Annotated in this window: 14 protein-coding genes and 1 tRNA gene; 4 read left to right on the top strand and 11 right to left on the bottom strand. The window is 46.2% G+C overall.

Going from position 1 to position 20,436, the window contains the following annotated elements:
* Window positions 1–999: 999 nt before the first annotated feature.
* Window positions 1,000–2,619, bottom strand: a complete 1,620-nt coding sequence (locus FDF36_RS19730; RefSeq protein ID WP_220392492.1) for a hypothetical protein — start codon at window positions 2,617–2,619, stop codon at window positions 1,000–1,002.
* A gap of 499 nt (window positions 2,620–3,118) precedes the next feature.
* On the opposite strand from FDF36_RS19730, the gene FDF36_RS19725 reads away from it, so the two are divergent.
* Genes FDF36_RS19725 through queG form a run of 3 tightly spaced genes read left to right on the top strand, consistent with a single transcriptional unit; the run spans window position 3,119 to window position 8,041 of the window.
* Window positions 3,119–6,481, top strand: a complete 3,363-nt coding sequence (locus FDF36_RS19725; protein ID WP_220392491.1) for a protein O-mannosyl-transferase family — start codon at window positions 3,119–3,121, stop codon at window positions 6,479–6,481.
* A 16-nt stretch (window positions 6,482–6,497) separates the two neighbouring features.
* Window positions 6,498–7,112: a polysaccharide deacetylase family protein gene (locus FDF36_RS19720; protein WP_195317717.1), complete on the top strand. Its 615-nt coding sequence runs from the start codon at window positions 6,498–6,500 to the stop codon at window positions 7,110–7,112.
* Complete coding sequence (gene queG, locus FDF36_RS19715) at window positions 7,112–8,041, top strand: tRNA epoxyqueuosine(34) reductase QueG (protein ID WP_220392490.1); 930 nt, start codon at window positions 7,112–7,114, stop codon at window positions 8,039–8,041. Before FDF36_RS19720 ends, queG begins: the two co-directional genes overlap by 1 nt.
* Before the next feature lie 139 nt (window positions 8,042–8,180).
* On the opposite strand, the gene FDF36_RS19710 is transcribed toward queG, so the two are convergent.
* From FDF36_RS19710 to FDF36_RS19690, 5 genes are all read right to left on the bottom strand, one after another.
* Entirely contained in the window at window positions 8,181–9,425 is a 1,245-nt protein-coding gene (locus FDF36_RS19710; RefSeq protein WP_220392489.1) for a DUF4861 domain-containing protein, read from the bottom strand.
* Window positions 9,426–9,448: 23 nt separating this feature from the next.
* Window positions 9,449–10,243 (bottom strand): gluconate 5-dehydrogenase, encoded by a 795-nt coding sequence (locus FDF36_RS19705; RefSeq protein WP_220392497.1) that lies wholly within the window; start codon window positions 10,241–10,243, stop codon window positions 9,449–9,451.
* Between the two features lie 68 nt (window positions 10,244–10,311).
* Window positions 10,312–11,154 (bottom strand): 5-dehydro-4-deoxy-D-glucuronate isomerase, encoded by an 843-nt coding sequence (gene kduI, locus FDF36_RS19700; RefSeq protein WP_220392488.1) that lies wholly within the window; start codon window positions 11,152–11,154, stop codon window positions 10,312–10,314.
* 131 nt (window positions 11,155–11,285) lie between these two features.
* Window positions 11,286–12,866: an arylsulfatase gene (locus FDF36_RS19695; protein WP_220392487.1), complete on the bottom strand. Its 1,581-nt coding sequence runs from the start codon at window positions 12,864–12,866 to the stop codon at window positions 11,286–11,288.
* Between the two features lie 475 nt (window positions 12,867–13,341).
* A tRNA-Gln gene (locus tag FDF36_RS19690) sits at window positions 13,342–13,412 on the bottom strand.
* A gap of 163 nt (window positions 13,413–13,575) precedes the next feature.
* Here FDF36_RS19690 and FDF36_RS19685 point away from each other — a divergent pair.
* Entirely contained in the window at window positions 13,576–16,848 is a 3,273-nt protein-coding gene (locus FDF36_RS19685) for a S41 family peptidase (protein WP_220392486.1), read from the top strand.
* Window positions 16,849–16,989: 141 nt separating this feature from the next.
* Here FDF36_RS19685 and tyrS read toward each other — a convergent pair whose 3' ends face one another.
* The 5 genes from tyrS to FDF36_RS19660 all read right to left on the bottom strand — a co-directional run bounded on the left by tyrS (window position 16,990) and on the right by FDF36_RS19660 (window position 20,434).
* Entirely contained in the window at window positions 16,990–18,282 is a 1,293-nt protein-coding gene (gene tyrS, locus FDF36_RS19680) for a tyrosine--tRNA ligase (RefSeq protein WP_005779687.1), read from the bottom strand.
* 67 nt (window positions 18,283–18,349) lie between these two features.
* The gene (locus FDF36_RS19675) at window positions 18,350–18,985 is read right to left on the bottom strand and encodes a TatD family hydrolase (RefSeq protein WP_220392485.1); all 636 of its coding nucleotides are present in this window, start codon (window positions 18,983–18,985) and stop codon (window positions 18,350–18,352) included.
* 6 nt (window positions 18,986–18,991) lie between these two features.
* On the bottom strand, window positions 18,992–19,213 hold the full coding sequence (gene yidD, locus FDF36_RS19670) for a membrane protein insertion efficiency factor YidD (protein WP_005779696.1): 222 nt from the start codon (window positions 19,211–19,213) through the stop codon (window positions 18,992–18,994).
* The gene (rnpA, locus tag FDF36_RS19665) at window positions 19,210–19,590 is read right to left on the bottom strand and encodes a ribonuclease P protein component (RefSeq protein WP_220392484.1); all 381 of its coding nucleotides are present in this window, start codon (window positions 19,588–19,590) and stop codon (window positions 19,210–19,212) included. Before rnpA ends, yidD begins: the two co-directional genes overlap by 4 nt.
* Window positions 19,591–19,681: 91 nt before the next feature.
* Window positions 19,682–20,434, bottom strand: coding sequence for a uroporphyrinogen-III synthase (locus tag FDF36_RS19660; RefSeq protein ID WP_220392483.1), 753 nt, complete (start codon window positions 20,432–20,434; stop codon window positions 19,682–19,684).
* Window positions 20,435–20,436 lie beyond the last annotated feature (2 nt).

The raw sequence follows: 20,436 nt of genomic DNA, 5'->3' as shown, positions 1-20,436 counted from the left end.
TATAAGTCCGGAAAGGCTGTTTGATACCACTTTTATTATGCGTAAGTTTGTGTATTACAATCAGATATAACAGTCTTGAATACACGGTGGTGTTTCAAAAAACGTACGTCTTTTGAAACACCATTTTCACTCTCCGCACCGAATGCAAGGAAAATAGATAAACGACTGATAACTAAAACAATGTAGAAATATTTGCACAGATGAAAAAAGCGCCTTATCTTTGTTGCATCAGACGTACGTTCTTTGAAACATGATTCTTATAACATAAGATATTCAAGTTTCAGAAGTGTAAGTCCTCGTTTATAGTTGACAAAAAAGCAAGTATCACAACTTTCGCCCGAAAAGATCACTTGGGAGGCAGAGAAGCAAACCCAAAGATTAACTATCTGAAAAACAATATTTTAAAAGCATAATATTTCTATCCTCAAAAGCTTTGTTTTAACACAATGTTAAAGCTTGTTTTGTAGATGTGAATAACAAATGTTTTAAATGCAAAAGACTTGTTATTTGCACACAAGAACCAAACAATCTGAAAAAGGCGTTAACAATGTTAATGGAGCATACCGGTTCAGACAGCGTAAACCTACTTCCGAAACTTAAGTAAGATATTTATTATTAGAGAAGTGAACTTTTCTTTTGTTTGAGTTTTATACTTGCTTTTTGGACGGTTACTATCAGAGTATGTAGGGTTGCTAATATCGAAATACTTGGTGTATCCAGGGTATGGCAATGTTTGCAAAGTTGGTTCATAATAGATTCCTGACGAATTGTGCTGACTATCTATAGTAGGGGATTTGTTTTAGACTTTTCCTTCGATCGAGGCGTTCGGAATTTTTGGGAGGAATAATTAAAATATGAACAAGTCAACTGATTCGGAATGAATCAGTTGACTTGTTCATATTTTAATTTACGGAATATCTCCGAAAAAAACAGGCAGTGGGTTATCAGCACTGTTTCTGTCTTTGTTTTTTTTACTCTTCTTCTATTTAAGGGGAAATATTATAGTTTAGGTCCTTTGACACAACGAGTTTGGTATGCCATTCTCTTTTGTGTACTATTGACATCGGCTTTACCTTCACCGGGAGATATATCTATTCTATAACAATCATTAGTATTAATTGATTCATCCGTAAAATAGTTACCGTATGTTCCAGGCCATTCTTCTGCTGCCGTTCCTGAACTATTATTACGCCAACCACCTAACGGTAGGAAAATACCGGTTGTAGCATTAAGGAACCATATCCCATTCACTCCATTAGAGACCTTTTTCACATTTGTACATCTCGCTAACCTTTCCATTTCATTGCGTGTAGGTAGCCGCCAACCACTACCATAAGTTGTGGGATTTAGTCTGGCACAAGGATCGATGTTGTTTCCATTATAGTCTTTTTTCCATTGATAATAGTAGCCAAATTCTTTGTTGGTTGCCCATACATAATTGTTGTTTGCACCGGTACTTTTTAAATTGCCGTCAGCAAATACCAATTTTGATAACTTTTGCTTATCATCATTGGTACATGCTTTTTTCGGATTGCTCAGATTGATGCTACCTGCCGGAACATTTATTCCGGGGCTTCTCTTAAACTGGATTTTCATTGTATAGCTCATACCCTCTTTCAATTGTACGCTTTGAGTTGAAGTAATGTCTATATTATCCGCATTATTAGTAATTATATTTCCTACTGTCAGCTTGTCGAAGTGTACTGTTATTGTCCGGGCACTTGCGAAGGGAACCATGCGTATAGTGGTAGTCAGGTTGGTGTTTGGATTAAATGAAGCTGTGTTGTTGGTATTAATAGCCACTGCCGAACTTCCAATCACCCACGAGGTTGAATTACCTCCCTTCTTTACGTATACTCCTGTACACCCGCTGATGGTATTACTTGTGAAGCCTGTTACACTAATGCTTATTGTAAGTTTGCACAGTTTCTGTTTGAATGTTACCGGAAGATTATAATCAAGACTATTCACATTGGCTATGTCTCCTGAATCATAAGTCATAAAGTCATTATTCATGTTTGAAATGTCTATCTTGGTGCTATTATAGGTATATGATGCAGGGATACCTCCCAATGCCGCAGTTGTATTGAAGGAGTAGCCGATTACCCGTATCGTTCCTGACCGTGTGAGTAGTTTACCTTGCTTCAGTACAGGCGAGGAAGTACCATTTGAGGTATAGTCTGCGGCTGATTGGAATACGTAGTTGCTTCCTGATTTTCGGAAAACGATCAGACGAAAGTAAATACCTGTAGATAGAGTGTTTGCACGGGTAGTTAGGGTGGAAAGGGTATCTTCCGTCAGTTCCATGGATGCGATTCCGGGACCACTATATTCCGAGGATTCTTTTGTGCGGGTATGGCTTAGAGTTTTTACCCCTGCCCATTCGGCAATCAGAGGAGCATTATGACGGGGGGACATAGTATTGTCCGGAGAGTAAGCATTGTACTCACCATTTTCAGCCATACTGATGTTAATAGGTATTACAATGCCGGAATCCTTATCTTTTTCCGGAAGAAATGGATACTTTTCTTCTTGGGTGCATCCACTGACCCAGAGGCAGGATGCTGTCATTACCGCGATCCATAAGAGGGGAGTTCGCATAATAAAGAGTTTGTTCATTCTAAATTTGTTTAGTGAATAATCAGATCAAAAATCTCTCACCCGGCTTATACATGTGTGTATAAGCCGGTAAAGACTGTTTGATACAACTTTTATTATGCGTAAGTTTGTGTATTACAATTAGATATGACATCCTGAAAAACACAATCGTGTTTCAAAAGACGTTCCTTTTTTGAAACACAGTTTTGGCTCTGCACACTGAACACAAAAGGAAGAGATAAATGACTGATAATTAAATGGATGCAGAAATATTTGCACAGATGAAAAAAGCGTCTTATCTTTGTTGCATCAGACGAACGTCTTTTGAAACACGGTCTTTGCTCTCCCATACAATAATTCTTCTTCAACTATTCTTATTATTAATTTAAGACCAACCGTTACCGTTTCTTAATTCTCCCCTCCAAACTCCTAAAACTCTACACTTTCTACGGCTATCTTCACGTAAATCATTATCTTTGTGCCCGTCTATCATGTTAACAAATAACTAACTATAGTCTGAATGAAACAGTACAAAACCGTAAACAACCTCGTGGGTTGGATCACCTTCCTGATCGCCGCTACCGTCTATTGCATGACGATAGAGCCCACAGCCAGTTTCTGGGACTGCCCGGAATTTATCACTACCGCCTATAAACTGGAAGTAGGACATCCCCCCGGAGCACCCTTCTTCATGCTCACGGCCAACCTTTTCACGCAATTCGTCAACGACCCGGCACTGGTAGCCCGGATGGTCAACTACATGAGTGCACTGATGAGCGGCGCCTGCATCCTGTTCCTCTTCTGGAGCATCACGCACCTGGTCCGCAAACTCGTCATCACGGACGAAAACGCCATCACCCGCGGACAACTGATCACCGTCATGGGTTCCGGACTGGTAGGCGCACTGGCCTATACATTCAGCGACACATTCTGGTTCTCGGCCGTCGAAGGAGAAGTATATGCTTACTCCTCGATGTTTACCGCCATCGTATTCTGGCTGATACTGAAGTGGGAAGACGTTGCCGACCAACCGCATAGCGACCGCTGGATCATCCTCATCGCTTATCTCACAGGTCTCAGCATCGGTGTGCACCTGCTCAACCTGCTCTGCCTGCCGGCCATCGTACTGGTATACTACTACAAGAAAGTGCCTAACGCCAACGGTAAAGGCTCCCTGCTGGCACTCGCCGGATCGATGGTACTGGTGGCAGCGGTGCTCTACGGCATCGTACCCGGTGTCGTAAAAGTGGGCGGCTGGTTCGAACTGCTGTTCGTCAACTCCCTCGGCATGCCGTTCAACACCGGCGTGATCGTCTACATCGCCCTGCTGGCAGCCGCCATCATCTGGGGCATCTACGAAAGCTACAACGAGAAGAGCCGCACCCGCATGAACCTCTCCTTCCTGCTGACCATCGCCATGCTCGGCATCCCGTTCTACGGACACGGAGCAGGCGCCGTCATCGTCGGCATCCTCGTATTGGGTGCACTGGCCCTCTACCTCTTCTACGCATCGAAGCTCAACGCCAAGATACGCATGTCTGCCCGGACCGTGAACACGGCGCTGCTCTGCACCATGATGATTATGGTGGGATACTCCTCGTATGCCCTCATCGTGATCCGCTCGGTAGCCAACACGCCGATGGACCAGAACTCACCGGAAGACATCTTCACGCTGGGCGAATACTTAGGACGAGAGCAATACGGCACACGCCCGTTGTTCTACGGTCCGGCCTACTCCTCGAAAGTGGCGCTCGACGTAGAAGACGGCTATTGCGTTCCCCGCCAGAAAAGTGCAGACACCAAATACGTCCGCAAAGAGAAAACCTCACCGGACGAAAAAGATTCGTACGTCGAACTTCCGGGACGCGTGGAATATGAGTACGCGCAGAACATGCTCTTCCCCCGCATGTACAGTTCGGCACACGCCCCTTATTACAAGTCCTGGCAGGACATCACCGGATATGACGTCCCCTACGACCAATGCGGAGAGATGCTGATGGTGAACATGCCCACACAGTGGGACAACATCAAGTTCTTCTTCTCCTACCAGCTCAACTTCATGTACTGGCGCTACTTCATGTGGAACTTCGCCGGACGGCAAAACGACATCCAGAGCAGCGGCGAAATAGAGCACGGCAACTGGATCACCGGCATCCCGTTCATCGACAACCTCATGTACGGCGACCAAAGCCTCCTGCCACAAGAACTGAAGGACAACAAGGGACACAACGTCTTCTACTGCCTCCCGCTTCTGCTGGGAATCATCGGACTCTTCTGGCAGGCATGGCGCGGACAGAAAGGCATCCAGCAATTCTGGGTGGTATTCTTCCTGTTCTTCATGACCGGTATAGCCATCGTGCTCTACCTCAACCAGACACCGGGACAGCCCCGCGAACGTGACTACGCTTACGCAGGCTCCTTCTACGCCTTCGCCATCTGGATCGGCATGGGTGTAGCGGGCATCGTCCACCTCTTGCGCAGATACATGAAAGAAGTTCCCGCAGCAACCCTTACGTCGGCAGTCTGCCTGCTCGTACCCATACAGATGGCCAGCCAGACATGGGACGACCACGACCGCAGCGGACGCTACGTGGCACGCGACTTCGGACAGAACTATCTGATGTCACTCCAGGAAAGCGGCAACCCCATCATCTATACCAACGGTGACAACGACACCTTCCCGCTGTGGTACAACCAAGAGACAGAAGGTTTCCGCACCGACGCACGCACCTGTAACCTGAGCTATCTGCAGACAGACTGGTACATCGACCAGATGAAACGCCCGGCATACGACTCTCCCGCACTGCCCATCACCTGGGACAGAACCGAATACATGGAGGGACAGAACGAATACGTACCCATACGCCCGGACTTCAAAAAGCAGATAGACAAAGCCTATAAAGCCGCCGAAGAAGAAGTCCTGAACGGCAAGAACCCGGAAGCCCTGAACAACATCCGGGCACAATTCGGAGACAATCCTTACGAACTGAAGAATATCCTGAAATACTGGGTACGCACCAAAGACGGACAAGCGGTAATACCGACCGACAGCATCGTTGTCAAGATCGACAAAGAAGCCGTACGCCGCTCGGGTATGATGATCCCGGCAGCGTTGGGCGACTCCATCCCCGACTATATGCACATCTCGCTCAAAGACGAAAAGGGCAACCCCAAACGCGCCCTCTACAAAAGCGAGCTGATGATGCTTGAGATGCTGGCCAACGCCAACTGGGAACGCCCCATCTACATGGCCATCACCGTAGGCACGGACAACCAACTGAATATGCGTGGGCATTTCATCCAGGAAGGTCTGACGTACCGCTTCACTCCGTTCGATACGGAAGCGCTCGAAGCAACCATCGACAGCGAGAAGATGTACGACAACCTGATGAACAAATTCAAGTTCGGAGGCATCGACAAGCCGGGCATCTACATCGACGAGAACACCATGCGCATGTGCTACACCCATCGCCGCATCTTCGCCCAACTCATCACACAGCTGATGAAAGAAGGCAAGAAAGACAAGGCGCTGGCCGCATTGGAATATGCCGAAAAGATGATTCCCGCTTTCAACGTACCCTACGACTTCCAGAACGGGGCACTCGAGATGGCAGAAGCTTACTACCAGTTGGGAGATACCGCGAAAGCCGACCGGATCATCGACGAACTGGCAAACAAGTCTGTGGAATATCTCACCTGGTATCTCAGTCTGGACGACAATCATCTGATGATGTCGCAGCGTGAATTTATCATGCACCTCAGCGCACTGGATATGGAAGCCAAAGTGATGGAGAAATACAAGTCAAAACATGCCGGCAACTATACTCCGAAGGTGAACGAACTATATAACATTTACGTAGGACGTATGAAAGTCCATCAGTAATCTGTAGCCGAAGAAGATGTTTATAGAGCAACCGCCTTGGTTTTTCCGTGCAATCTATCCCGACGCTATCTTCCGGATGGACCCTAACGAGAAGGCAGTTTACCTGACCTTCGACGACGGCCCCATTCCGGAAGTGACGCCCTGGGTACTGGAGTTGCTGGACAAACACAACATCAGGGCTACTTTTTTCATGGTAGGCGACAACATCCGCAAGCATCCGGATGTGTTCCGTATGGTAGTGGAACGCGGACACCGCATCGGCAACCATACGTTCAACCACATCCGCGGCTTCGAATATCTGTCGGTAAATTATCTGGCCAATACAGACAAGGCCAACGAACTGATGAAAACGGACCTGTTCCGTCCGCCTCACGGACACATGCGCTGGATGCAGTATATGACGCTGAAGCGCCACTATAAGATCATCATGTGGGACCTCGTTACACGAGACTACAGTAAGAAGCTCCGCCCTCCGCAAGTGCTGGCCAATGTGATGAGATATGCCCGCAACGGGTCTATCATTACCTTCCACGATTCGCTGAAGTCCTGGAACAACGGAAACCTACAATACGCACTTCCTCGTGCCATCGACTTCCTGAAGGAGGAAGGATACGAGTTTAAGTTATTATAATGGAAACGAAGATAAACAGTAAAGCCCTGAAAGCCGAAGCCTTGCGCCTCGGCTTTTCTGCTTGCGGCATAGCACCGGCCGGTCCGGTCGATCCCGTACACCGGGACTTTCTGAAGGAATGGCTGGGCTCGGGCAGGCACGCCGAAATGGCTTATATGGGCAACCATTTCGACAAGCGCTGCGATCCGGCTCTGCTGGTCGAAGGCACCCGTTGCGTAGTCTCCGTAGCCCTGAACTACTACCCCGCTACCCGTATACCTGAGGAGGAATATCAATTCGCATGGTACGCTTACGGGAAGGACTATCACGATCTCATGCGTGAAAAACTGACCACCCTGTTCCGCTTCATACAGGAATCAGACGTACCGGAACTGGACGGACGTGTGTTCTGTGACACCGCCCCCGTACTCGAACGCTATTGGGCCTGGCGTGCCGGCCTCGGATGGATCGGGAAGAATACCCAGCTGATCATTCCCCGTGCCGGATCTACCTTCTTCTTGGGAGAACTCTTCCTGAACACGGAAGCCGACACATACGACCGCCCCCGGCCGAATCGCTGCGGGACGTGTAACCGGTGCCTGCAAGCCTGCCCCACGCAAGCTTTAGAAGCCCCGTACGGTCTGGATGCACGCCGTTGCCTTTCATACCTCACGATTGAGAATAAAGGCGAAATTCCGGCTTCTATTTCCCCTCTGATGGGAAACCGTGTTTATGGATGTGACGAATGCCAGAAAGCTTGTCCCTGGAACCGGTTTGCCACTCCTTGCCGGACACCGGAGCTGCAACCCTCGCCGGAGTTCATGAATATGAAGAAAGAAGACTGGCAACAACTAAGCGAAGAAAAATACAGAACCCTCTTCAAAGGCAGTGCTGTGAAGAGGGCTAAGTATAGCGGACTAATAAGGAATATAAAACAGATGGAAGACTAAGAGTCGGGCTATGACCGGACGGATTAGTGCAGAATCGCTCCCGTCAATGCCACGTTCATATCCTCCCCTGACAGTTGTTTCTCAATCTCCTGTAGAAAAGCCATATTGCTGACACCAGTAAAAAGCTCAGGCAGCTCTCTTATTTCACCGTTACCGTCAGCGGATTACGTATCTTCCGGGCAAAATCGGCCATATAGGCATTCCAGGCAGCAGCGTCTTTTATATCGGCTTTATCCCAGGCAGCTCCCCAGTAATAAGTAAAGTCAGCTCCCGGTTCATACTCGCTGATAGCCAGCACATGCCCGTCGGCACCTCCGCGCAACTCTTTTTTCTCTTTCTCCGGGAACAGAACAGGTTTCGCCTCCTTCACCAAAGTAGGAAACGCAGCACCCACAAAGATTTTACCGTTGTCATTACCGGCATTATCCGTCGGGTCCACATAAGTAATGTATCCCTCTGCCGCATTCGCCACCACAGCTCCATCGGGTTCATGCAATACGATGCCGACGGCCAGAGGCATTGTCTCTTTCAGATTGGTATAAGAAACAATCGTTTTGTTCAGATGCGAACCCGCGTCCAACGTAATCACACGTGTTTCGATCACGCCGGAGTCTCCCCTTACCACCAACGGATGATACACCAGTCTCACTGTGAAACGTAGCGGACCATTATCCAGTATCTCCTGGGTAGCGTAACAATACGGATAAATAATTGTATCACCTGCCATTAACGCAGCCGTGCCCCCTCCCAAAGTAGGACCGACTTTATAACAGTCCAGTCCGTTACCATGGTCCACATGATAAGAAACCGACCGGTAAAGTTCCTGCGCAGCTTCAGGGTCCGTCTTCCCGAGTTCTGCTATTTTAGCTTTTGTATCCGGGTTCAGTTCACCTTCATAGCGAGCTTCCACCACCGGATCATCGGTGTTGTACTTCGTCCAGATATCATATCCGAAAGCACGCTCTCCGGTTTCCTGTAAAGCAGGTCCGTAGGTACGGAAAGCCACCAAATCGTTCTCCCAGGCCACGTCATCCACCCGTTCGGGATAATATCTTCCGCAAGCCTTCACCGGACACTCCTGGGGAATGCCCGCCTTTATCGTGTAAACAGTCGAACCATTCGCCTGTACACTGACCGGAAATATCACTTTCTCATCAGAAGTTATCTGATAGGGTACTTGCTGCCCTTCGGCATCCACTACGACTATCTGCGCGGTATCGGGTAACTGCAATTTAGAGGAAACCTCGCTCATGGATACTTCTACCATCTCACCGTCACGTTCCAGCGAAGTGGCATTAGATACCGTAACAGAGACCGACTTACCCGCTTCATTACAAGCCAGACACAGCAAAGCGAGTGCGGCAAAAAGAAAAACTTTCTTCATTGATTCAATTGTATTGATCAGATTCATTTAGGTTGTTTACCGATATAAGCCAAAATACCGCCATCTACATAAAGCACATGACCGTTCACGAAATTCGAAGCATCCGAAGCCAGGAATACGGCCGGTCCCATCAGATCTTCCGGTGTTCCCCAACGGGCAGCGGGAGTCTTGGCTATAATGAATGAATCGAACGGGTGGCGCGAACCGTCCGGCTGCACTTCACGCAAAGGCGCCGTCTGAGGTGTGGCGATATACCCCGGGCCAATACCGTTACACTGGATATTGAACTCACCATACTCGGACGCAATGTTACGGGTGAGCATCTTCAGCCCGCCCTTGGCAGCGGCATAAGCAGATACTGTTTCACGCCCCAGCTCACTCATCATCGAACAGATATTGATGATTTTTCCATGCCCCTTCTTAATCATTGAAGGAATCACAGCTTTCGACACAATAAACGGGGCATTCAGGTCCACGTCAATCACCTGCCGGAACTGCTCCGCTGTCATCTCACACATCGGGATGCGCTTAATGATACCGGCATTATTTACCAGAATATCAACCACTCCGACCTCTTTCTCGATCCGTGCAACCAAAGCATTTACCTGCTCCTCACTCGTGACATCGCACACATATCCACTGGCCTCAATCCCCAGTTCCTTATATGCAGCCATCCCTTTGTCGACCAGCTCCTGACTGATGTCATTAAAAACGATCTTTGCGCCTGCCTCTGAAAAGGCAGTAGCCAACGCAAAACCGATACCGTAAGATGCACCCGTGACCCATGCCACTTTGCCCTCTAATGAAAAGTTTACCATACTCATAATGTTTTAAAAAAACTCATATCACTTCCATTCCCTAAAAAGAAATATCCATATCAAACACTTTATTTCAAGTCCGTGATTAACGAAAAATCCTGATCGCCATAATCAAGATTCTCACCCCCCATGCCCCAGATAAAAGTGTAACTGTGAGTTGCCGCTGCCGAATGAATGGACCATTCCGGTGACAATACTGCCTGATCGCCCTTCATCCATACATGCCGGGTTTCGTCAACCTCACCCATGAAATGGCATACGGCATGCTCCTCCGGTACCTCAAAATAGAAATAAGCCTCCATACGGCGGCTGTGAACATGCGCAGGCATCGTATTCCACACACTTCCCGGAGCCAGTTCGGTCATTCCCATCTGCAACTGGCAGGTAGGTAGCACTTGGTTTACAAGCATCTTATTAATATTGCGGTGATTCGAGCCTTCCAACGTACCCATTTCAGCAACCACCGCATCGGCTTTCATTACTTTCTTATCAGGATAATTTCGGTGAGCGGTCAGCGAATTAAAATAAAATTTAGCAGGATGTGCGGCATCCGCACTCTCAAAGGTTACTTCCCGATCGCCCGAACCCAAATAAAGCGCTTCTTTATAAGCCAACTGAAATATCGCATTCCCCGCTCTCACAACACCGGGACCTCCGACATTGAAAATACCCATTTCACGACGGGTCAGGAAATAAGGAGCTTTCAAAGGATCGATAGCCTCCAACTTCAATACTTCATTTACCGGCATGGCTCCACCCACTACCATACGATCGTACATGGAGTATACCATATTCACTTCATCGGCCGAAAAAACCTTCTCTATCAGGAAATCTCTCCGGATTCTCTTGGTGTCATAGCTTCTTGCATCTTCCGGATGGGCAGCATAGCGAATCTCATAGTTTGTTTTCATATTTCTTATTTATAAGTTTACATTAGGTGCCGCTCAGACAAACATCGTTTGCGTACACGACACAAAAATAAGAAAAGAAAACGGGATTTGAGAATAAATTGCGCCCAATTATCCTGCACAGATAAATAACATCAATTTTTTGGATAATTAGGGCTATAAAGTAAGGTCTGATCTCTTACTACCAGCTTTCCATCTTTTACAAAATCTGTTCCTCTCTCTTGTAAGTGACAAACCATTGCTTTACGCATCTCAGCCAACCGGTCTGCATAACGACTGTCCCCAAAAAGATTTCTCCGTTCTCCGGGATCTGCACTTAAATCGAACAACTGCTCTTCGCCCGTATGAATGAACCAGATATATTTCATTTTACCGTCAGTAAGCGCACACCAATAATTATCGGCACTATAGCAGGTGGCATGTTCCAGATCAATATATTTCCGCCAGCCATCATTATTTCCTGAAACCAGTGCAACCAAAGACTTACCGTCCATATCATCCGGTACCGTTCCCCCTGCAAGTTCGATGAAGGTAGGCAAAAAATCACGTAACTCTACCGGCTGTTCTATTCGTTTTCCTTTAATAGCCTGTGTAGTCATGACAGAAGGCCATTTTATAATATAAGGAATCTTCGCCGAACCTTCGTAGGCATAGGTTTTCCGCCAATGATAATGGTCACCCAACATATCACCATGGTCGGCCGTATAACAAATGATTGAGTTTTCGTACATTCCTTTCTCTTTCAGGGCCTGAATAATCTGCCCAATCTGATCATCAATAAACGTCACATTCGCATAATAATGGCGTCTGGAATTGACTGCGTATTCTTCTCCAAAATTCGCGAAAGCTGCGTCTTTCGCAACCTTTTCCGGATCTTTGCGTTCAGCATACTTTCCACACCAATCCCCAACAAACGGTACGGGGATATCTGCCGTTTCATACATATCCAAATATCGTTTCGGAGGATCATACGGACTATGAGGGCGGGCAAAAGAGACTTTCAGGAACAGAGGCTGATCACTTTCATAATTCCGTATTAATTCACAGGCTGTTTGCCCCGTCCAGGCCGTAGGATGTAATCTTTCCTCAAGTTTATAAGTTCCGGCATTATGATTGTTCCACCCGATTCCCGTTAAATCCGGGTTCTTCCCGGGTGCCTGCAACTGAAACCATTCTCGATAGTCACTAATAAAATCACGGGTTTCACTACGCCCGCTCTCGTCTACCAATGTAGCATGAAAGCCATGCAAGGCTTTCTGTGGGAACCAGTGCATCTTCCCTATTCCAAAAGTATAGTAGCCCAAATCGCGCAACATCCGGGGCATTTCATATTTATATTTGGAAGCGACCTTTCCATACCCCAACATCCCATGGTGCCATGGAGACATCCCCGTAAGCAAGCCGGCACGCGCAGGCGTACTACTGGGGGCAGAACTATAACCACATACAAACAAGCTGCCTTCCTGAGCCAACTTATCTATGTTAGGAGAAATGACGGCTTTGTTCCCCATGCAATGTAAAGCATCTCCACGATGCTGGTCACTCATAATAAAAATGATATGTGGTTTCCCTCCTTTTGTGGCAGGAGCCTTAGAGGGTCCGGACGAATCATTGTTTGACTCTTGGTTTTCACCATTAAATGCATAAGTCAACGGAGAGGTTGCCAAGCTTGCTCCTACAGCAAGTGAACACTTCAGAAAATCGCGACGTTTCATTGATTATTAGATTTTAGTATTAACGAATAGGCAAAAATAGGCAAAAAGAAAGAAATAGAAGAAAATTTCAAGATAATAAAAGTCTGTCTGAATACCCTTCGCTTGTACTCCAAGTAGCGCAAAAACCATAGAAAGAAGCACAAGAAGCTAAAGAACAAATCGAAAAATAAGATTTCATTCGATCCAAAGTACCGAAACATCAAAAGAAAACTTGCTTAAGAGAGGAATCCAAATTCATCTTGGCTGCCAAGATGAAAGAAAGTTGCATGAAAGGACTGTTTCCCTAAAAATTCGAAGTAAGCTTATCCGGAAGCTTTCGGGATTTGGAATCTAACTTTGTGGTGAGTTTATTTCAAGATGCCTGAGGAACCTCTCAGAGCTACTTATTGATCCATAAAAAGGGTGAGGATGAAAAGAAAAATCCCGCTAAATATGGCTATTTAGCGGGATTTAATGTTTTTCCTTATAAAAGTTGTTGTCCTACCAAGATTCGAACTTAGACAAACAGAACCAAAAACTGTTGTGCTACCATTACACCATAGGACAAGCTCTTGCGCTTTCTGTTAAAAAGCGATGCAAAGATAATGCCATGCAAGTTATTTTCCAAATCTTTTTAGACTTTTTTGTATAATAAGTCTCATTAGCCGCAGCTAATTGCTACCTTTGTACTTACAGAAATCAATAAAGTAAACGAATAAATTCAGTAAGTATGAGAAAACTTTTTGTATGCATTGCATTGGGTCTCACCACGCTTACCGGCAATGCCGCATCACCACTATGGATGCGCGACGTACAGATTTCGCCGGACGGAACAGAAATAGCATTCTGTTACAAAGGAGATATTTACAAAGTACCTGCCGGAGGAGGGGTAGCCACCCAGCTTACAACACAACCATCGTATGAATGCACACCGATTTGGTCGCCGGACAGTAAGCAAATCGCTTTTGCCAGCGACCGTAATGGCAATTTTGACATTTTTATATTGCCGGCGACAGGAGGTACGGCACAAAGACTGACTACCCATTCTGCATCCGAACTCCCTTCAACTTTTACACCGGACGGAAAATATATTCTATTTTCAGCATCCATCCAAGATCCCGCACAAAGCGCCATGTTCCCGACAACAGCCATGACAGAGCTATACAAGGTCCCTGCAAATGGAGGACGTACGGAACAGGTGCTGGGCACCCCGGCCGAAGCAGTTTGTTATGCAACATCGGGGGAATTCTTCCTTTATCAGGACCGTAAAGGTTTTGAAGATGAATGGCGGAAACATCACACTTCGTCCATCACCCGTGACATCTGGATGTACAACACCAAAACAAGAAAACATACCAACCTGACCAATCACGCCGGAGAAGACCGCAACCCCATCCTTTCACCGGACGGAAAAAGTGTATATATATTAAGTGAACGCGAAGGCTCGTTCAATGTCTACAACTTCCCATTGGACAACACACAGTCTCTTAAAACGGTGACATCTTTCAAAACACATCCTGTGCGTTTCTTGTCAATGAGTCATGACGGAACGTTATGCTATGCGTATGACGGGGAAATATATACTCAAAAAGGTAATGCCACGCCACAAAAAACGGACATAGACATTGTCCGCGATGATCAGGATAAAATAGCAGACCTGACTTTTACAAACGGAGCGACATCGGGAACCGTATCGCCGGATGGAAAACAGATTGCGTTTATCGTACGGGGAGAAGTATTTGTGACCTCGACAGATTATACAACCACAAAACAAATCACCCAAACACCTGCACGCGAAGCCGGACTCACATTCGCTCCGGACAACCGTACCTTGGCCTACGCAAGCGAACGTAACGGCAACTGGCAACTTTTCCTGGCTAAAATAGCCCGTAAAGAGGAAGCCAACTTCCCGAATGCCACTATCATCGAAGAAGAAGTGTTACTGCCCTCCACAACCGTGGAACGGGCTTATCCGCAATTCTCACCGGACGGTAAAGAACTGGCGTTTATAGAGGACCGCAACCGCTTGATGGTAGTTAATTTAGACACGAAAAAGGTTCGCCAGATCACCGATGGATCCACTTGGTTCAGCACCGACGGAAATTTCGACTACCAATGGTCACCTGACGGAAAATGGTTCACACTCGAGTTTATCGGTAACCGGCATGATCCATATTCAGACATAGGATTAGTGAGTGCACAGGGTGGCAGCCCGATCATCAACCTGACTAACAGTGGTTACATGAGCGGATCTCCCCGTTGGGCACTGGACGGCAATGCCATCTTGTTCACGACCGAACGATATGGGATGCGTGCACATGCTTCCTGGGGTTCACAAAACGATGCCATGCTGGTATTCCTCAATCAGGATGCTTTCGATAAGTTCCGTCTGAGTAAAGAGGATTATGAATTGCAGAAAGAACTGGAAAAGGAGCAACAGAAGGATAAAGAAAAAGCTTCTACTAACCTGAAAAAAGACAAAAAGAAAGATCCCAAAGCAGAGACTGAAAAGAAAGACGAGGTAAAAAACATCGTAGTGGAGCTGAATGGGCTCGAAGACCGTATCATCCGCCTCACTCCCAATTCTTCGAATCTGGGCAGTACCATCATCTCAAAAGACGGTGAAACCCTCTACTATCTGTCAGCATTCGAAGGTGGATTTGACCTATGGAAAATGGATCTCCGCAAAAAAGAAACCAAGCTGCTTCATAAAATGAATGCCGGATGGGCTTCTATGAATATGGACAAAGAAGGAAAAACCCTGTTTGTCCTGGGAGGCAACACCATGCAGAAAATGGACCTCAGCGGAGAGACTCTGAAACCGATCAGCTATAAAGCAGAGATGAAAATGGATTTAGCTGCAGAACGAGAATATATGTTCGACCATGTATATAAGCAGCAGCAGAAACGTTTCTACAACTCCAACATGCACGGAGTAGACTGGGATGCCATGTCTGCTGCTTACCGCAAATTCCTGCCGCACATCAATAACAACTACGACTTTGCCGAATTGCTGAGCGAATGGCTGGGTGAACTGAATGTATCGCATACCGGCGGCCGCTTCTCTCCATCCATTCCGGGAGATGCCACAGCCAGTTTGGGAGTGCTTACAGACTGGAATCACAAAGGAAAAGGTGCATTGATCATGGAAGTGATTGAAAAAGGGCCGTTTGATCACGCCCGCTCGAAGGTGAAAGCCGGAACTGTCATTGAAAAGATCAACGGGCAGGCAATAACTCCCAAAACAGATTATCTGACGTTACTGAATGACAAAGCCAATAAGAAGACGCTTGTTTCGCTATACAATCCGCAAAACGGTGAACGGTGGGAAGAAGTAGTAATCCCGGTCGGCAACGGAACCCTCAACAATCTGCTTTACAAACGCTGGGTGAAACAACGGGCGGCCGATGTAGACAAATGGTCCAACGGACGTCTGGGATATGTACACATACAGTCGATGGGTGATGGCAGTTTCCGTTCCGTCTACTCGGATATTTTAGGAAAATACAATAACCGCGAAGGTATCGTTATAGACACCCGTTTCAATGGTGGTGGCCGCCTTCACGAAGATATCGAAGTGTTGTTCAGCGGCAAGAAGTATTTCACTCAGGTTATTCGCGGACGCGAAGCATGCGATATGCCCAGCCGCCGATGGAACAAACCATCTATCATGCTGACATGTGAAGCCAATTACTCGAATGCGCACGGTACACCATGGGTATACAGCCACCAGAAATTGGGTAAATTGGTAGGTATGCCCGTACCGGGAACTATGACCAGTGTTTCGTGGGAACGCCTGCAAGACCCATCTCTGGTATTCGGTATTCCTGTCATAGGCTATCGACTCCCGGATGGAAGCTATCTGGAAAACACACAGCTGGAACCGGACATTAAAGTTGCCAACTCACCGGAAACAATCGTCAAAGGTGAAGATACGCAATTGAAGACGGCAGTAGAAGAATTACTAAAAGAACTCCCGGCAGATAAAGCAGAAAAGCACTAATCTGCCACTCCACAAAGAAAAAGGATGTCTCACAGGGTCAATTTGCCTATTACATGGCACCCCCTTTTGAGACATCCTCTTTTTTATATTAAAGTTTCACTTATTCCGCCCCTTTGAATGAAAGGCGGAAAAGAAAACTTCTTATTTTGCGATAATCAAATAATAGTTTTTCTTACCACGCTGAACCAACAGATATTTTTCATCAAGCAGATCAGCAGTAGTAATCACCTGATCAAAAGCAGCCAACTTCTCTTTATTCAAAGAAACACCGCCACCCTGAACCAGTTTACGCATTTCACCTTTTGAAGCAAATACAGCAGCATTGTCAACGAACAGATCAACTGCTTTCACTCCCTCTGTCAATGCATCACGTGAAATCTCGAATTGAGGAACACCTTCGAACACAGCCAGAAGCGTGTCTTCGTCCAACTTTCTCAACGCATCGGATGTAGCATTGCCAAACAAGATATTAGATGCGTCTACCGCAGCATTGTAATCCTCTTCGGAATGAACCATCACAGTTACTTCCTTTGCCAAACGTTTCTGAAGTGCTCTCAAATGCGGAGCTTCATTATGTTCAGCAACCAACCCGTCGATTTCTGCCTTATCAAGCGAAGTAAATATCTTGATATAACGTTCTGCGTCAGAGTCACTCACATTGAGCCAGAACTGATAGAATTTATAAGGAGACGTATAACGAGGATCCAACCAGATATTACCGGATTCTGTCTTACCAAACTTTCCACCGTCAGCTTTGGTAATCAACGGACATGTCAGTGCATAAGCCTCACCACCATTGGTACGGCGAATCAACTCAGTACCGGTAGTGATATTTCCCCACTGATCGGAACCACCCATCTGCAATTTACATCCTTTGGTTTCATAGAGGTGAAGGAAGTCATAACCCTGCAACAACTGATAAGTAAACTCTGTAAACGACAATCCGTCACGGGCTTCACCGTTCAGGCGCTTCTTTACTGATTCCTTAGCCATCATGTAGTTTACAGTGATGTGTTTGCCCACTTCACGAACAAAATCCAAGAAACTGAACTCCTTCATCCAATCATAGTTGTTCACTAATTCGGCTCTATTAGGAACATCAGATTCGAAGTCCAAAAACTTAGCCAGCTGCTTCTTGATACAAGCCTGATTGTGGCGTAAAGTCTCTTCATCGAGCAGATTACGTTCTGCCGACTTACCCGAAGGATCGCCAATCATACCTGTTGCACCACCAATCAAGGCCAATGGTTTATGGCCGCAACGCTGGAAGTGTCGCAAGATCATCACACCGCATAAGTGTCCGATATGCAACGAATCGGCTGTCGGATCAATACCCAAATAAGCAGTAACCTGTTCTTTCGCCAATAACTCTTCTGTGCCGGGCATCATGTCATGCACCATTCCACGCCATCTTAGTTCTTCTACAAAATTCATCGAATGATAATAAGTTTTAAAGTTTAATTAGGGCAAAAGTACGACTCTTTATCGGAACAAGCAACTCTTATTGCCTAAAAAAGACGTTATTAATGTTTTGCTGTACTTGTTGCATGAGTTTGCAAACAGGCACCTCCAGAAGTAAAGCAGCTCGCTCATAAAGGCTATGGATATCTATCAGACTTTCATCTGTCTCCAGAAACAAGTATTCCGAAGGTATCTGTCGAAGCGCTTCCTCCTGATACTTCTCTCCCAGTGAAAGATAAATTCCCTCCCGGATATATTGCAGAACCAATTCTTTTTTCCCGCGGAAACCATGTATAATCCAGGGGTTAGAAGGCTGCATTTTCCTTTTAAAGCGAATAATTTCATCTGCTGATCGCACCGCATGAATTACTAACGGATATTCCATTTCGTGTGCAAGTATAGCCTGCCTCTCAAACGCTTCCTGCTGCAACACATAGTCCGTCTGTGCCAACTTGTCGAGACCTGCTTCGCCAATTGCAAGAACCTGAGGAGAATGGATAGCTGACAACAACAGTTCCCACTGGTGGATGAAATTCTCACGGGTCAGGTACCAGGGATGAATCCCCACAGAATAGTAAGCACCGCCCAACGGAGCAAATTCTGCCGGCTGACAATTTTGTATTGCCTGCCCCGGTTTTGCAGGCAGCCGGTGCGTATGTATATCCAGAATATTCATAAATCACTAAGGCACGGGATCATACCCAGATCCACCCCACGGATGACAACGAAGTATCCGCCTGACGGCAAGATAAAGCCCCTTAAAAGGACCATGTTTCTTAATCGCTTCAATAGCGTACTGCGAACAAGTAGGCGTAAAACGACATGAAGGAGGGGTCATGGGCGAAATACAAGCCCTGTAAAAGTATATGGGAAGCAATAATATGTATGAAAGCAGACGTTTCATACCAATCTCTCGCTGATACGAGCCAGCAGAATCTTCATTTTCTCCTCTATTTCGGCCGAGGACGTTAATTCGTCCGAAAGATAAATGAAAGCAATAGCCAACTGTTGTTGTCTATCGGTTAAAGTCTGCAATAGTAGATGCTTATGCAACCGATACGCTTCACGCAATTGGCGTTTCACTCTATTCCGCTTTACCGCGCGTTTAAATCGTTTCTTCGAAACGCTCAATAAAACAGATGCCTGAGCATCCTGATTTTCTACAGGCATATACACCACACGCAACGGAAAGATGGAAAACGACTTAGAGCCGCCTGCAAACATCTTCTCAATCAGAATCTTACTATTCAGCCTTTCGGCCTTGCACAAGGTATTTGCCATAATAATTATAAACGGCAAACAACAAACAGTAAACAATGCTACAGATAAATATGCCTGTTCATTGTTTACCGTTTGCTGTTCACCGTTTCATTTATTTTCCTTTATTGTTTTCCTTAATAAACAAATCGAGAGCAGCCGTCATTGAAGGAGCCTTTACATTAGGTGCTTCCAGGTCCAGACGGAGTCCTGCATCACGAACAGCCTGTGCTGTTGTCGATCCAAATGTTCCGATCTTGATATCCTTCTGATCGAAATCAGGGAAGTTCTTTTTTAATGAAGAAACTCCGGCAGGGCTAAAGAATACCAGCATGTCATAATCAAACTCCTCTCCTTCCATAAAGTCGTTACTAACAGTACGATACATTACGCATTCCGTATGCTGAATATTACTCTTATCCAGCAGATTCTTCACGTCATCGTTATGTACATCCGACATCGGAACGAGATATTTCTCTGTTTTATGCTTCACAATCGAAGGAATCAAATCTTCAATCTTACCCGTAGCTCCGAAGAAAATCTTACGCTTACGATACTGAACATATTTCTGAATATAAAGAGCAACAGCTTCTGTTACACAGAAATACTTCATCGTCTCAGGGATCGTCACACGCAACTCCGTACATAAATGGAAGAAATGATCAATCGCATGGCGTGAGGTAAATATAACAGCCGTATGATCAAGAATCGATACTTTCTGTTGTCTGAATTCTTTCGCAGAGACGCTCTCAACCTTGATGAAGGGGCGGAAATCTATTTTTACACCATACTTTTCAGCAATGTCGTAATAAGGAGATTTCTCTGAAGCAGGCTTAGGCTGCGACACTAATACTTTCTTAATTTTCAACG

This window comes from Bacteroides fragilis, assembly GCF_019583405.1.
Lineage (GTDB): Bacteria > Bacteroidota > Bacteroidia > Bacteroidales > Bacteroidaceae > Bacteroides > Bacteroides fragilis_B.
Note: the sequence above shows the minus strand (reverse complement) of the source record. Positions and strands in the feature narration are given on the sequence as shown.